This is a genomic window from Shinella sp. HY16 (assembly GCF_028534175.1).
Lineage (GTDB): Bacteria > Pseudomonadota > Alphaproteobacteria > Rhizobiales > Rhizobiaceae > Shinella.
The window spans coordinates 298,939-314,064 of the sequence record NZ_JAHYXL010000004.1; the positions used below are offsets into that span (position 1 = coordinate 298,939).

The following is a 15,126-nucleotide window of genomic DNA, read 5'->3' on the forward strand; positions in this document are numbered from 1 at the left end:
CTACACCCCCATCATCGGAAGAAGACCGCCAAGCTGGACACCCAGCTTGCGGAAGAGCCACCAGCACAACAGCGAGAAGCCGAGGCCGAGCACCAGGTCGAGATGCCAGCGGCGCGACTTGAAGGCCGCGGCCACCAGCACGAAACAGCCGGTGCAGGTGATGACGAAGCCGAGCGGCTTCATCGTCAGCATCGGCAGGGCGCAGGCCGCCGCGGCAAGGCAGAGCGCGGTGTAGTTGACCGCGTGGTCCTCACTGACGTCCTCGGCATCCTGTTCCTCGAACGGAACGCCCCGGTAGATCTGCAGTGTCAGCAGCAGGCCCATGAGGACCAGGCCGATCCCGATGGCCGAGGGCATGAAGCCCGGGCCGACATGGGCGTACTGGTCGAACTGGGGCAGTTCCGCGGCCTTCCAGAAAACGATGGCTCCCCAGCCGACCGTTCCCGCCGCAAGCCAATAGGGGCGTTCCGTCATGTCAGACATCCTTTCGAAAAGCGCCGCGGCTTACTTGACGAGGCCGGCTTCCTTCAGGATGGCGCCGATGCGGGTCTTTTCGTCGTTGAGAAACGCGACGAAATCGTCTCCGGCGAGGTAGGCGTCTTCCCAGCCCTGCTTGGCGAGAATGTCCTTCCAGGCAGCGCTTTCATGCATCTTGGCAAAGCGGTCGAGCCACATCTTGCGGCCGTCCGCAGACATGTCGGGCGCACCGACGATGCCGCGCCAGTTGCCGACGACCACGTTGAGGCCGGCTTCCTTCAGGCTCGGCGCATCGATGCCGTTGACGCGGCCTTCGGAGGTGACCGCGATGATGCGGATGCGGCCGGCATCGGCCATCGGCTTGAACTCCGAGACGCCCGAGACGGCGACCGTCACGGCACCGCCGCCGAGCGCGGTCACGGCTTCCGCACCGCTGTCATAGGGGATGTAGTTCAGCTTGGCCGGCTCCAGGCCGCTTTCCTTGGCGATCAGCGCCATCACGATGTGGTCGACGCCGCCGGCCGAGCCGCCGCCGATCGACACGGCGCCGAGGTTTTCCTTCATCGCCTTGACGAGATCGTCCACCGTCTTGATCGGGGAATCGGTCGCGACGGCGACGACACCCGTATCGTTGGTGAGGCGCACCAGCGGCGTCACGTCATCGAGCGTGACGGGCGAGGAGTTGAGCAGGATGCCCCCGACCATGATGACGCCCATCGACATGACTGCATTGTCGTTGCCGCGGTTCGCGCCGACAAATTCGGCAAGACCGATCGTGCCGCCGGCACCGCCCTTGTTGGTGAAGGTCGCGCCGTCGGCGAAGATGCCTTCCTTCGACATCGCGTCGAACGGCAGGCGCGCCATGGCGTCATACCCGCCACCGGCACCGCCCGGCGCCATCACCACGGCCGGATCGGCAAAGGCCGGCGCTGCGGCCGAAAGCGAAAACGCCACTGCGGCGGCAAAAACTGCTTTGATCATAATTTCCTCCCAATAAGTCCGGGCTGAAAGCCCTGGTGCTGCCGAGCCGGCAACACAGACATCGGCCTCCTTGCCGTTGTCGTATTAATACACTTACGACAATCTGGCCGCTTGTCAACATTGTTTTGCCGGGGGACGGGGAGAAGGCGTCGCGGTGGCCGGCGTGTCCCCCGCCGATGGCGAGGGACGGGATCGGGAAAGGTGCGTTCGGGACCGGTCAGTCGACCTGCAGTTCCTCCAGGAGGCAGGCCCAACCGGCACCGTGCATGTCGCGGTCGGCGCGCGTGCCCTGGACGACGGGGCGCGGCACGGAGAATTTCACGACGTTGAGCGCGGGAATGTCGAAACGCTTGAGCAACTGCTGCTCGACGCCGAAGAGCCGCGCCACGGTGGCATCCTTCAGCCCGTCACGCACCCGGGCATAGGTCGCCGGATCGTCGCAGAAGACGTCGATCGTCAACCAGAACGGCCCGGCATTCTTGGAGCGTACCTTGCTGACGAGGCTTCCCAGTTCAGGCATGTCCCACCTCATGGGTTTCGAGCACGAAGGCGGCGAGCGGGTCGTCCAGCTCCATCACATGGTTGAGGCAGAACTCGTAGAGCGCGCCGCGCTGCATTTCGGCGGGCGAGAAGGGAAAGGCGAAGGTCGGCATCGGCTCGTCCTCGGTCAGGGGATGATGCAGGAGATAGGGGTTGAGGATCTTGCCGGCCTCGGCCGCCTGTTCGGCGGTCGGGCAGGTGAGAATGCCGAGAATGCCGACCTCGACGGGAATGTCGTGACGGTTCTCCAGCGCGCCGAGCGTCGCATCCATGCCGATCAGCCGGATCTCGACGCTGAAGGTATCGGGGGCGAGACCCATGCGGGCGACGATCTTGTCGCGCACCTTGGCCTCGATATCCGCCGCCCATTCGCGCACATGCTGGACATAACGGCGCTCGCGCACCACGGCGAGGCCGACGGTCTGGTAGCCGACGATGCGGGCGCCCTCCAGCTTGACCGTGTAGCGCCCCGGCACCCATTTCGAGCCCTCGACACGCACCCGGCGCCCGTCGAGCGCCTCGTATTCGGACCGCGTGACGTCGAGATGGCCGCCCGGCTCGTGCAGGATGAACGGATCGGAATTCTCGTAGAGCATATGGGCGGAGACGGTATAGGGCGTCGCGGCGGCGTCTGCCGCCATCGGCTCGATGGTGAAGCCGGAGGCGTCGAAGTCGATCTGGATCACGCCGGAATTCGGCTGCGTGGTGGCGAGCGCCCCGCATTCGCCGACCTTGGCGCCGTGCCATGCGGCGCCGGCATGGTCGCCGCGAACGACCGGCAGCGCCGCGATGATGGCGGTGTCCGTGGTGCGCCCGGCAATGACGATATCCGCCCCGGTGGCGAGCGCCGCCGCGACCTGCTCGACGCCGGCGAGGGCGACGATGTTGGTGCAGTCGTCGACGATGGCCTCGTTAACATCGGGTGCGGCCGGCAGCGCGTGCAGACGGCCGTCGCCGAGCGCGGCTTTCACCCGCTCCTTCGGCTGGCCGGATTTCAGCGTGGCGACCTTGACCTGCATGCCCTCCTCCAGGGCGATCTCGCGGGTGATGTCGAAGAGCCAGTCCACCGCATCATCCGCGCCGCAGGTGCCGGCGGTGCCGATGACGAGCGGAACGCCGGCCTTCGCCCGCGCCTGCATCAACTCGCGCCATTCCACCTTGGTTGAGGCGCGCGAATATTTCGAGACGCCGCGCCCGAGATAGGACGGGCCGCTGTCCGTCGAGCCGCCGTCGATGGCGATGATGTCGGGCTGGTTGGCGACGCCGCGCTCCAGCGCCGCGCGGTCATAACCCAGACCCAGCGCGCCTGCGGGTATAAGTACGCGTGTCATGTGTCATCTCCCTTGTCCGGCCCGCCAGCGGGGCCACCGGAAAACATTTCGGCGCGGGCCTTGCGCAGCTTGGCCTTGCCGAGGTGGTCGTGCATCAGATCCGCCGCCTTCGCGGTGTCGCCGACATCAAGCGCATCGAGGATCGCAAGATGCTCGGCATTCTGGCCACGCACCTGCTCGGCGTTCAGCGTCTGGCGGTATTCGATCAGGCGGCGAAGCTGGTTGAGCTTCTGCACCGTGTTGATCAGGAAACGATTGCCGGAGAGCGCGGCGAGGCCTTCGTGAAACGACGAATTCGCCTCGAACAGCTCCATCTGGCTCAGCCGCTGCCAGCCACCGTCGGCGACGATCTCCTGCCGGCGGCGCAGGTCCGCGAGGATGACGGGATCGGCGCGGAACTCGGGTGAGCGGATGCCGTGCACCTCAATCACCTGACGCAGGTCGTAACATTCCCGGTAGGCCTCGACGGAATCGATCAGCACCGCGAAGGTCCAGCCCCGGCCCTCGTTGCGCTCGATCCAGCCCTCGCCGGAGATGCGCGTCAGGATGCGTCGCAGCCCCAGCCGCGACACGCCGTAGCGCCGCATCAGGTCGGTCTCGCTCACCCGGTCCGGCAGGCGGCGCGACAGGCGGTCATCGGCAATGCGCAGATAGGTCGCCTCGTCCGACGTATCGTTGGCGGCGGGCAGCGGGTCGGCGGCGATGCGGTCGGGATCGCGCAGATAGAAGCCCTTGTTGGGCACCTGCTCGACAATGCCCTGGTCCGCCAGAATGCCGAGCGCCGAGCGGATCGGCTGGCGCGACGTGCCGAACAGGGACTGGAAGCTGGCTTCTGTCAGGTGCTGTCCCCGTTCCATGGCCGATGTCCTGATATGGCGGACGATCTTGTCCGCCAGCGAGCGATGAAGTTCGTTCATGATCGACCCCTGGATGGTATTAAGCGCGTATATACGACAATCCGTAGGCAATCAATCAATCTGGCCGCGCCGTTTCCGCCGGCCGCCTTCTCATGGTATTTCGAAATGACAAAAGTCCAATAGTCTGAATCATGGTACTATGCAAGCGCAAAGGACCAGCGCTTGGCGAAGGCTGTGGAACGTGCGACAAGACCGGGCCATCCAGGAGCATCCATGACCCAGATATCCAGCCCCCTCGCCCGTGAGATCGCCCGGCTCGTGCATGCCGAACGGTTGGCGCCGGGCGAGCCGCTGACCGAGCGCAGCCTTGCGGAGCGCTTCCTGGTCTCGCGCTCGCCGATCCGCACCGCATTGCGCGAACTGCAGCAGGCCGGCGTTTTGGCTGCGGCCGAGCGCGGCGGCTTCAAGGTGGCCGATCCCTCCGCCGCAAGGGCCCTTGCCGCCAGCGAGCCGGCGCCCGACGGCGGAGAGGAGGTCTATCTCGCCATCGCGCGCGACCGGCTGGCCGGCGAAATTCCCGACCGGGCGAGTGAAAACGAGCTCCTGCGCCGCTACGGCATCACGCGCCCGCGCCTGCAGGCCCTGCTCCGGCGCATGTCGGAGGAGGGCTGGGCGGAGCGGCTGCCGGGGCACGGCTGGCGTTTCCTGCCGGTGTTGACCTCGATGGAAACCTACCGGCAGAGCTACAGCTTTCGTCAGGCGATCGAGCCGGCCGCATTGCTGGAGCCGGGTTTTGTGCTCAATCGCCCGGTGCTGGAGCGGCATCTCGAACAGCAGCGGCGCTTCGTGGCGGGGGAGATCCTGGAAATCTCGGCGGTTCGCCTGTTCGAGACGAACAGCGAGATGCACGAGGCGATCGCCGAATGCAGCCGCAACGCCTTCTTCATCGAAAGCCTGAGGCGTGTCGACCGGCTGCGCCGGCTCATCGAATACCAGCAGCGGGTGGACCGCGAACAGGCCCGCCAGCGCTGTGCCGAACATGTGCACATCCTCGAACTGGTGCTGGACGGAAGGAACGGCAAGGCCGCCGAGGCGATGCGCAAGCATCTGAGCGCCCTCGGGCCGCTGAAGGCGCCTTCGCCCTGAACCGGCCTGCAGGGAATTCGAGTTGTCGCGCGGAGCTCCACAAGGCTAGTGTGCCCGCGCGGCCTGCACGGTGAGGGGAACCCCGGCGCGGGCAGCGCGGGACAGTATCGGCACTACGAGGGAAACGAGCCCATGAGCAACCACCTCTTCGACGCAATCCGGGCGGAGGCACGGCCGGAGGCGGCCTTCATCGAGACCGGCGACGGGCGTCGATGGACCTATGGCGACATGATTGCCCTTTCGGGGCAGCTGGCGGGTGCTCTTGCCACGCGCGGCGTCCGGCCGGGGGATCGGGTCGCCGTGCAGGTGGAAAAGAGCGCCGAGGCGCTGATGCTCTATCTCGCCTGCGTCAGGGCCGGTGCCGTCTACCTGCCGCTCAACACCGCCTACACATTGGCGGAACTCGACTATTTCATCGGCGATGCCGAGCCGAGACTGGTCGTCGTCTCGCCGGGCGCCCGCGACGGCGTGAGCCCCGTCGCCGGCAAGTACGGCGCGGCCGTCGAAACGCTGGATGACAAGGGCGGCGGCTCGCTGCTGGAGCTTGCCCGCACGGAGACGCCCGAATTCGCCGATATCGGGCGCGGTGCGGATGACCTTGCGGCGATCCTCTATACGTCGGGCACGACCGGCCGCTCCAAGGGCGCGATGCTGACGCATAACAATCTCCTGTCCAACGCGCTCGCCCTTCGCGACCACTGGCGCTTCACCAGCGCCGACCGGCTGATCCATGCCCTGCCGATCTTTCACACGCACGGCCTGTTCGTCGCCTCGAACGTCACGCTGCTGTCAGGCGCGTCGATGTATCTCCTGCCGAAGTTCGATGCCGACGAGGCGCTGCGCCTGATGGCGGACGCCACCGTGATGATGGGCGTGCCGACCTTCTATGTCCGCCTCGTGCAGCATGCCGGCCTGACGCCGGCGGCGACGGCCGGCATGCGGCTCTTCGTGTCCGGCTCGGCGCCCCTTCTTGCCGAGACGCATCGCAGTTTTTCGGAAAAGACCGGCCACGCCATCCTCGAGCGCTACGGCATGACCGAGACCAACATGAACACCTCCAACCCCTATGACGGCGAGCGCATTGCCGGCACCGTGGGCTTCCCGCTGCCGGGCGTTTCGCTGCGCGTCACCGAGCCGGAAACCGGCACACCGCTGCCGGATGGCGAGACCGGCATGATCGAGGTGAAGGGACCGAACGTCTTCAAGGGCTACTGGCGCATGCCGGAGAAGACCGCGGCAGAGTTCCGCACGGACGGGTTCTTCATCACCGGCGATCTCGGCCTGATCGATGCGCGGGGTTATGTGCACATCGTCGGGCGCGGCAAGGACCTCGTCATTTCCGGCGGCTACAACATCTATCCCAAGGAAGTGGAAACCGAGATCGACGGCATGCCCGGCGTCGTCGAAAGCGCGGTCATCGGTGTTCCCCACCCCGATTTCGGCGAGGGCGTGACGGCCGTCGTGGTGCGCCAGAAGGGCGCGACCATCGACGAACGGGCGGTGCTCGACGGGCTGAAGGACCGGCTGGCGCGCTACAAGCAGCCCAAACGCGTGCTCTTCGTCGACGACCTGCCCCGCAACACGATGGGCAAGGTGCAGAAGAACGTGCTGCGTCAGACCTATGCGGACCTCTATTCCGGCAAGCCATAGGCACGGTACCGGTTTTCGGATCGACCAAAGAGCGGGAGCAGGTCCCGCCCCTCCACCGACCTTATCCTTCAGACGGCGGTAAAGCCGTTGTCCACGAAGAGATGGGTGCCCGTGATGAAGCGGGACTCGTCGCTGGCGAGGTAGAGCGCGGCGCGCGCGACGTCCTCCGGCTCGCCGATACGCCCCTGCTGCGCGGCAAGGGCCGCATCGGAAACATCGACGCCCAGCGCCTGCAGGTCCTCGATCTCGCGCAGGCCGTGCGGCGTGCGGATGAAGCCCGGGCAGACGGCGTTGCACCGGATGTTGCGGTCGCGGAACTCCACGGCGATCGCCCGTGCAAACTGGTGCACCGCTCCCTTGGTCGTGTCGTACAGCACCTCCATCGGTGTTGCTGCGACGGCCGAGATCGAGGAGGTGCAGACGATGGCGCCCTCGCCTGTCGAGATCATGCCGGGCAGGACGGCGCGGGTCATCAGGAACATCGAGCGGACATTGACCGCATGCAGCCACTCCCACTCCGCCAGCGTCGTTTCGAGGAACGGCTTGATGACGATCGTGCCGGCATGGTTGAAGAGAACATTGGCCGGACCATAGGTCGCCTCGACACCCCTGACCGCCGCGTTGACGGCGTCCTCGTCGGAAACATCCGCCGTCCAGAAGGCGGCTTCGCCGCCTGCGGCGCGAATGGCCGCGACCGTAGCCTCCGCCGCCTCCGCATTGCGGTCGATGATCGCCACGCGCGCCCCTTCGGCGGCAAAGAGTTTCGAGGAGGCGCCGCCCATGCCCGTCGCGCCGCCTGAAATGATCGCGGTCTTGTTCTTCAGTCTGTCTGCCATTTTGAAATCTACCCGTCCCTCTGGATTTTCCGTTGCCCTCCCGAGCGGGAGGGCGGCCCCAAGCTAGACCATTTTCCGCGGCGATGTGCAGCGGTTTTGCAGCCTGCTGTTCGGTGGCAAAAGTGTGGCCGAGAATTGAAACCGGCGATGGCCGTTCTGCGCGGCATGTACTAATATTCCTTTGGACACTCGAAGGGTGCCGGCGGCTCCAGGCAGTGGCGCCGTCCATCAAGGGGAGATCATGACATCTATGGTGACTGCAATCCGCGATCTCTTGCCCTGCAGGATGCTCTTCGGGGCGATGATCCTCCTTCTCGCCGGCCTTGCCCAGCCTGCGCTGGCGCAAGATGCCGACACGGCGCCGCAGGACAAGCTGCGCGAGATATCGCGCCTGCTTGCCGATCCCGATGTTGCCGCTTGGCTGGAAGCGACCCGCAAGGACGAGACCAAGGCGGACGAAGCGCCGGCCGGCGGCATGGGGTCGATGATGCAGTCAGGCTATGTCGCCGACAGGCTCGACGTGGTCCAGCGCCGCATCGACACCATCATGCGGGGCAGCATGGAGCTTGGCGGCGGCGCCAGCACCGCCCTGTCGCGGCTGCGCGCCGAAGTCACCCAGATCGGCGCCCTGCGCCTCCTCACGCTGCTGATGCTTGTGCCCCTGCTCGCCATTGGCTTCGAGCGGCTGTTCAACCACCTGTCCGGCCGGCACTGGCGCCGCGCGGAGGCGGGGCCACGGCCCGATCCGGTGGGCGTGGTGCCGATGGGGCTGCATGTCGGCGGGCAGGCCATCAGCTTCGCCGTCGGCGCGCTGCTGCCGCTCGCCATGGTCGCCTGGCCGCCGCTCCTCCAGCGCACCGCGCTCATCCTCGCCATTGCCGCCATCCTTGCCCGCTTCGGCAGCCTCATCGGCGCCTATGTCGTCTGGCTGCTCGAACAACCCGCCCGCCGTCCGGCGCCTGTCGTCGAAACGGTGCCGGCCGAGGGCGAGATACCGGCCGTGCCGGGTGAAGCGGCCCTCATTGCCGAAACGCCGGCGGTCACGCTGCCGGAAGGCGACGGCGCGGCCGCTTTCGCCATGCCGGCCGCCACCGAAACCATGCCGGATGCCGACGCTGTCGTTGTGTCGGCCGAGGAGCCCTCTCCTGTACGTCGCATCACGCCGGAGCAGGCGCACTACTGGTTCACGCGGCTGCAGCGCGCGCTGCGCTTCTTCGCCGTCGGCTGGGTCGTGCTGGAATCGATGCGGGTGTTCGGCTTCTCCCAGGGCTCGATGCTGCTCGTCATGTTGGCCTTCGACCTCGGTCTCTTCACCATCGCCATCGAGGCGGTCTGGTCGCGCCCGCGCCGGGCCGATCAGACGGACACCACCCGCAAGATCTGGTCCTGGCTGGCGACGGTGGCAGTCATCCTGCTGCTTGTCGTCTGGACGGCCGGGCTGCATCTTCTGTTTTGGGCCGGCATCGTGGCGTTCGTATTGCCCCCGCTCCTGCGTCTGACGACGGCGATCGTCGCGCGCCTGCATGGTGGCGATGAGGTGGATCGCCCGACAGGTATGTACTTCGTCATCGGCGAACGCGGTGCGCGCGGCGTCGTCATCATCCTGTGCGCATGGCTGGTGGCCGCCGCCGCCGGTGTCGATGCCGCCGGCATGATGGGCGCCGGGGAAACGCTGGTCAGCCGCGTCGCCCATGCCATCACCCAGGCGATCGCCGTGCTGCTGGTCGCCGATATCGCCTGGCAGTTCCTCAAGGCGGAGATCGCCGTGCGCATGGCCGACGGCCCGCTCGACCGCCGCGTTTCCGACGAGGAGCGCGGCCGCAACGCCCGCATCCGCACGCTGCTGCCGATCCTGCGCAACATCCTCGCCGTGACGCTCGCCGCCGTCGCCGTGATGATGGTGCTGACCAGCCTCGGCGTCGATATCGGCCCGCTGATCGCCGGCGCGGGCGTTGCGGGCGTCGCCATCGGCTTTGGCGCCCAGACCATCGTCAAGGACCTGATCTCGGGCATCTTCTATCTCTGGGACGACGCCTTCCGCATCGGCGAATATATCGAGACCGGAAAGTACAAGGGTGTCGTCGAGAGCTTCTCGCTGCGCTCGGTCAAGCTGCGCCACCACCGCGGTCCGCTCACCACCGTCCCCTTCGGCGAGCTCGGCGCGGTGCAGAACATGAGCCGTGACTGGTCGGTCATCAAGTTCAACCTCTCCGTCACCTACGACACGGATCTTGAAAAGCTGCGCAAGGTCATCAAGCGCATCGGCGCGGAGATCGCCGAAAAGCCGGAATACAAGGATATCCTGCTCGAACCGCTGAAGATGAAGGGTGTTTCCGATTTCGGCGAATATGCCATCGTCGTGCGTGTCGGCTTCACCACCAAGCCGGGCGAGCAGTTCATGATCCGCCGCGAGATCATGAATCGCATCAAGCTCGACTTCAAGCAGAACGGCATCCAGTTCGCCTCCCCCACCGTGCAGGTCGGTGGCCACAGCGGCGAGGGCCAGGCCGAGGCTGCGGCGATCGAGGCCCACCGCCGGCGCCAGGAGACGCTCGCCGCCGCCAACGGGGCAGGCGCCTGATTGTCAGCGCGAGGCCCCCGGATTTTGCCCTATCGGCGCCCGCCTGCCTGTCGTAGAAGCAGGCGGCGCGCGACATGCTTTCGCCCTCGTTTGGCGCCAGCGTTGACGTGGCGATGGGCCGAAGCAGCAGGATTGGAAGGATAGACCATGGATGTGATTTTTACCCCGGAACTGACGGTTTGCGGGATCGATGAACTGCCGGCCCAGCGTGAGCGCAAGGTGACCCACGTCCTGTCCATCGTCGATCCCGATCTGCCCGAGCTCGAGGCCTTTGCGACCTATGCCCGGCACCACCGCACGACGCTGCGTTTCCATGACATCATCGCCGCCCTGCCGGACCAGGTGATGCCCCGGCCGGACCATGTCGAGGCGATCCTGCAGTTCGGCTCGGATTTCCAGGCACGGCAGGACAGCCAGGGACCGAGCCACCTCCTGGTCCATTGCCATATGGGCGTGTCGCGCTCGACGGCCGCCATGCTGACCCTGATGGCGCAGGCCAACCCCGGCGAGGCAGCCGAGGATCTTTTCACCCGCCTCGTCGCCATTCGCCCGCAGGCGTGGCCGAACTCGCAGATGATCGGCTTTGCCGATGCCCAGCTCGGCCGCAAGGGCGAACTCAACGCTGCGCTCGGCCGCCACTACGGCCGCCAGATCAAGAACCGCCCGCAATATACCGAATGGATGACGCAGCTCGGCCGTGAGGCCGAACTGCGCATGGCCGTACTCGACTGAGCCCAGTCCGCTGCCGCGACTGCCGCCGATCCGCCGGAAGGCGCTTCCGGGCGGCGGTCTTCCGGTGTAGGGAGAGGAACCTGAAAGCCTGCGGCAGCCGCCGGAGGGCGCGGGCGGCCATGCCTTGATGAGGGACCATCTTCCTTGAACGCCACGATCTACCGGTCCGCCATCAACATCTCGGCGATCTGCGGGCTGTATCTTGCCGCCGCCATGCTCGTGCCCGCCATGGTCGACATTTATTACGGCCATCGGGACTGGCAGGTCTTCGTGCTGTCGGCGGTGCTCGTCGGCGGCGTTTCTCTGCTTGCGGCCGCAGCGACCCGCTCCGGCCCGCCGCCCTTCAACAAGAAGATGGGCTTTCTGCTCGTCAACCTGCTCTGGCTGGTCTTCTCGCTCGTCGGCGCGGTGCCCTTCATGTTGTCCTCGCTCGACATGGACCTCGCCAAGGCGCTGTTCGAATCGGTCTCGGCGATCACCACGACCGGCTCGACCGTCATTGCCGGGCTGGACCACGCTCCGCCGGGCATCCTGATGTGGCGCTCGCTGCTGCACTGGCTGGGCGGCATCGGCATCGTCGCGCTCGGCCTTTTCGTCATGCCCTATCTCAGGGTCGGCGGCATCTCCTTCTTCAAGATGGAATCCTCCGACACGAACGACAAGCCGTTCGCCCGCATCGCCAGCTTCACCCGCGCCTTCGTGCTCGTCTACGTGCTGATCACGCTCGCCTGCACGCTCACCTATGCCGTGCTCGGCATGAGCCGCTTCGATGCGCTCAACCATGCCATGGCGACGGTGGCGACCGGCGGGTTCTCCACCCATGACGCTTCCTTCGGCTATTTCAACAGCCTCCCGCTGCTGTGGGCCGGCACGTTCTTCATGACGGTGTGCAGCCTCCCGTTCTCGATCCTGATCGTCTTCATGGTGCGCGGCCGGCTCGACGCGCTGCGCGACCCGCAGATCGGCGTCTTCCTCGCCTATCTCGTCGCCTTCTCGGTGGCGATCGCCGTCTATCACCGACTGAACAGCGGCGTGCCCTTCCACGCTGCGCTCGCCCATTCCTTCTTCACGGTCTCGACGATCCTCTCGACGACGGGCTTTGCCAGCGAGGACTATACGCTCTGGGGGCCCTTCGTCGTCGCCATGGCGTTCTTCATGACCTTCATGGGCGGCTGCTCAGGCTCGACGGCGGGCGGCATCAAGGCCTACCGCTTCATCATTCTCTTCAACATGATCCGCACTGGCCTCTACAAGCTGATCTATCCGAACGGCATCCATGCGGTGCGCTACGGCAGGATGACGGTGGATCCCGAACTGCAGCGCGCCGTCGTCCTGTTCTTCACCACCTATCTGATGCTCTGGGCCGCCGGCAGCCTCGCCATGTCGGCCTTCGGCTACGACGTGCTGACCTCGACGTCGGCCGTCATCACCGCGCTCTCGAATGTCGGCCCGGGCATCGGCGCCATCATCGGCCCGGCCGGCAATTTCTCGACCATCTCCGACCCCGCCCTCTACCTGCTCTCGGTGATGATGCTGCTCGGCCGCCTCGAGGTGCTGACGGTGCTCGTGGTGCTGACGCCGCTTTTCTGGAAGAGCTGATACCCGCTGCCGCTCCCTTACAAATTTGTAAGGTTTGCGAGAGGTGAGGGAAAAATCGTCGCCCTAGCCTTCCCGTGCTGCATGTCGCAGCCGTGAACGAGGACCTGGACGATGCTCAAACGAACCGCCTTCCTCCTGGCCGCCCCGCGTGCTGCCCGTCTGTCTTTCGACGGGGGGCGTGCAGTTTGAGAGCGGGGCCGGTTGACAATCTTCAAGGCTCCGGTGATTTACGGGATCATGAGCGGCATGCTTCGATTCGCCTCTGCAGCGGCAACGCTGATTTTTCGACTGGTGATCGTCGTATCGCTGGCGGGCTACAGCCTGTCCTCGGCAAATGCCGCCATGCATCCGCAGACGCCGGCCGCAGCTTCCCAGATCGAAGCCGATCATGGCACCGACCACGCCGCCGTCGCGGACGAGGATCACCACGGCGGCGGTGAGCGGCAGGCGGGCGCGAAGGACACCAAGCCGGACTGCTGCCAGGATTATTGCGGCGTCGCGGCCATCGACTGCGACAGCGCCGCGCTGGCCCATCCGCGTCTTGACCCCGTGCTTGCGTTCATCGACGACAACGATCTCGTCGGCCTTGCACCCCGTCTGCACCTGCCGCCCAATATCTGAGATCCCGCAGACCCCTTGAGGGTGTTGCAGTGCCCGTGCGCGGCAACGCGCGCCGGCGCCTTCGTCATCTATTTCTCGGATTTTCACCATGAAACTCATGTTCCTGGTGGCTGCCATTCCGCTTGTCGCGAGCGGATGTGCATCCACGCTGCCCGAAGTCGTCGCTTCGTCCCATGATCCTGACACCGCCGTAGCGGCTCCCCTTGCCTATCAGAGCCCCATCGGCGCCTATTCCCATCGCATGCCCGTCGATCCCAAGCCGTGGCGTGGCCTCAACAACGATCAGGCACCGAAGGGCGGTGCATGATGGTATCGCTGAAGATGAAGCTGGTCGCCTCGCTTGTGCTTCCCCTGTTCGCCACCGGCTGCGCCAGCACCGGCTATTCGGCGAAGACGGCGGGCTTTTCCGACGCTTCGGCCAAAAGCGCGGAAGCCACGGGCAAGCAGACCGTCTGGGTGCAGAACCGCCAGCAGGCCGAAGAGACCCGTCAACGCGTGAAGGCGCTGATGGCCAGGAAGTCGATCGACGTCGAGACCGCCGTCCAGGTCGCGCTCCTCAACAACAAGGGCCTGCAGGCGGCCTATGCCGATCTTGGCGACAGCGCCGCCGACGCCTGGCAGACCCAGCTTTCCGTGCTGCCGACAGTTTCCGTCGGGCTCTCCGGCATCGGCACGCCGGGGCTTGAGGCCTACCGGGTTCTGGAGGGGGCCATCGCGGCGAACATCCTTGCGCTCGCCACCTACGACCGGGACATCAAGCTGGCCGAAACGCGCTTCCGGCAGGCGCAGCTGAACGCTGCGGTCGAGACGGTCTCGCTGGCGGCGGAAACCCGCCGTGCCTGGATCAACGCCGTCTCCGCCTGGGAGAACGTCACCTATCTCAACCAGGCCAAGGTGGCCGCCGACGCGGCTTCCGAACTCGCCACGAAGATCGGCGAGGCCGGGTCGATGCCCAAGGCGGACCAGGCCCGCGAGCACGTCTTCTATGCCGAGCTGACGGGAGAGACCGCCAAGGCGCGGCTCGCCGCGAAGCTCGCCAAGGAAGAGCTGGTCCGGCTGATGGGCCTGTCGGGCTCGGACATCGAGTTCCAGATCCCCAATCGCCTGCCGTCGCTTCCCAAGGCGCTGGCCAAGCAGGACGATATCGAGGCCGAGGCCATCCACAAGCGCATGGACCTGCGGGTCGCCCGGCTGGAGCTTTCGGCGACGGCCCAGTCCTACAAGCTCACCGACGCCACCCGCCTCGTTACGGATATCGAGCTGGTCGGCACGCTGGAACAGGAGCGTGAGCGCGAGGACGGCAAGATCCGCCGGAGCATTTCCAAGACGGCGGGGCTGGAATTCACCATCCCGATCTTCGATTCCGGCCAGGCCCGCATGCGCAAGGGCGAACTCGCCTATATGCGGGCAGCCAACCAGCTCGCGGAAAAGGCGGTCAACGTCCGTTCCGAGGCGCGCTCGGCCTATGTGGCCTACCGGTCGACCTACGACATCGCCCGCCACTACCGCAACAGCGTCCTGCCGCTGCGCACGGCCATCGAGGAGCAATCCATGATGACTTACAACGGCATGATCACCAGCACCTTCGAGCTGATCGCGGACAGCCGCGAGAAGATCGATTCCACCCTCCTTGCCGTCAACGCCAAGCGCGACTTCTGGCTCGCCGAAGCGAACCTTGCTCCCGTGCTTTACGGCGGCAGCACCGGTTCGGCGGCGGCGGAAGGCGGCGCGGCACCGGCTGAAGAAGCCGAAAGCGCCGGCCATTGAGAAAGGAA

14 protein-coding genes are annotated in these 15,126 nt (G+C 66.0%); 8 read left to right on the forward strand and 6 right to left on the reverse strand.

The annotated features are described in order from the left end of the window. From K0P03_RS30310 to K0P03_RS30330, 5 genes are all read right to left on the reverse strand, one after another. Positions 1–474, reverse strand: coding sequence for a tripartite tricarboxylate transporter TctB family protein (locus tag K0P03_RS30310; protein ID WP_023515586.1), 474 nt, complete (start codon positions 472–474; stop codon positions 1–3). Positions 475–504: 30 nt separating this feature from the next. Further along, positions 505–1,458 carry a tripartite tricarboxylate transporter substrate binding protein gene (locus tag K0P03_RS30315; protein WP_023515587.1) on the reverse strand — a complete coding sequence of 318 codons (954 nt, stop codon included), beginning with the start codon at positions 1,456–1,458 and terminating at the stop codon, positions 505–507. 217 nt (positions 1,459–1,675) lie between these two features. Then, a complete protein-coding gene (locus tag K0P03_RS30320) occupies positions 1,676–1,978 on the reverse strand; it encodes a DUF4387 family protein (RefSeq protein ID WP_050744286.1) in 303 nt (100 codons plus the stop codon). Next, positions 1,971–3,329 carry an acyclic terpene utilization AtuA family protein gene (locus K0P03_RS30325; protein WP_050744285.1) on the reverse strand — a complete coding sequence of 453 codons (1,359 nt, stop codon included), beginning with the start codon at positions 3,327–3,329 and terminating at the stop codon, positions 1,971–1,973. The genes K0P03_RS30320 and K0P03_RS30325 overlap by 8 nt, the downstream gene beginning before the upstream one ends. Beyond that, on the reverse strand, positions 3,326–4,246 hold the full coding sequence (locus K0P03_RS30330) for a GntR family transcriptional regulator (RefSeq protein ID WP_050744284.1): 921 nt from the start codon (positions 4,244–4,246) through the stop codon (positions 3,326–3,328). Before K0P03_RS30330 ends, K0P03_RS30325 begins: the two co-directional genes overlap by 4 nt. A 213-nt stretch (positions 4,247–4,459) precedes the next feature. Here K0P03_RS30330 and K0P03_RS30335 point away from each other — a divergent pair, with 213 nt between their 5' ends. Then, positions 4,460–5,332, forward strand: a complete 873-nt coding sequence (locus K0P03_RS30335) for a GntR family transcriptional regulator (RefSeq protein ID WP_023515591.1) — start codon at positions 4,460–4,462, stop codon at positions 5,330–5,332. 132 nt (positions 5,333–5,464) lie between these two features. Next, positions 5,465–6,982: a malonate--CoA ligase gene (locus tag K0P03_RS30340; RefSeq protein WP_272791546.1), complete on the forward strand. Its 1,518-nt coding sequence runs from the start codon at positions 5,465–5,467 to the stop codon at positions 6,980–6,982. A 68-nt stretch (positions 6,983–7,050) separates the two neighbouring features. Here K0P03_RS30340 and K0P03_RS30345 read toward each other — a convergent pair whose 3' ends face one another. Further along, positions 7,051–7,818, reverse strand: a complete 768-nt coding sequence (locus tag K0P03_RS30345; protein WP_023515593.1) for an SDR family NAD(P)-dependent oxidoreductase — start codon at positions 7,816–7,818, stop codon at positions 7,051–7,053. 241 nt (positions 7,819–8,059) lie between these two features. Between K0P03_RS30345 and K0P03_RS30350 the strand changes: the two genes are divergently transcribed. The 6 genes from K0P03_RS30350 (at position 8,060) to K0P03_RS30375 (ending at position 15,118) form a co-directional block, all read left to right on the forward strand. After that, on the forward strand, positions 8,060–10,399 hold the full coding sequence (locus K0P03_RS30350; RefSeq protein ID WP_272791547.1) for a mechanosensitive ion channel family protein: 2,340 nt from the start codon (positions 8,060–8,062) through the stop codon (positions 10,397–10,399). A gap of 147 nt (positions 10,400–10,546) precedes the next feature. Beyond that, the gene (locus K0P03_RS30355) at positions 10,547–11,131 is read left to right on the forward strand and encodes a tyrosine phosphatase family protein (protein ID WP_272791548.1); all 585 of its coding nucleotides are present in this window, start codon (positions 10,547–10,549) and stop codon (positions 11,129–11,131) included. 213 nt (positions 11,132–11,344) lie between these two features. Then, positions 11,345–12,730, forward strand: coding sequence for a TrkH family potassium uptake protein (locus K0P03_RS30360; RefSeq protein ID WP_443020627.1), 1,386 nt, complete (start codon positions 11,345–11,347; stop codon positions 12,728–12,730). 246 nt (positions 12,731–12,976) lie between these two features. Further along, on the forward strand, positions 12,977–13,351 hold the full coding sequence (locus K0P03_RS30365) for a hypothetical protein (protein ID WP_272791550.1): 375 nt from the start codon (positions 12,977–12,979) through the stop codon (positions 13,349–13,351). Positions 13,352–13,439: 88 nt separating this feature from the next. Next, entirely contained in the window at positions 13,440–13,658 is a 219-nt protein-coding gene (locus tag K0P03_RS30370) for a hypothetical protein (protein WP_130516807.1), read from the forward strand. Beyond that, positions 13,658–15,118 carry a TolC family protein gene (locus K0P03_RS30375; protein WP_272791563.1) on the forward strand — a complete coding sequence of 487 codons (1,461 nt, stop codon included), beginning with the start codon at positions 13,658–13,660 and terminating at the stop codon, positions 15,116–15,118. Before K0P03_RS30370 ends, K0P03_RS30375 begins: the two co-directional genes overlap by 1 nt. Positions 15,119–15,126: the final 8 nt, after the last annotated feature.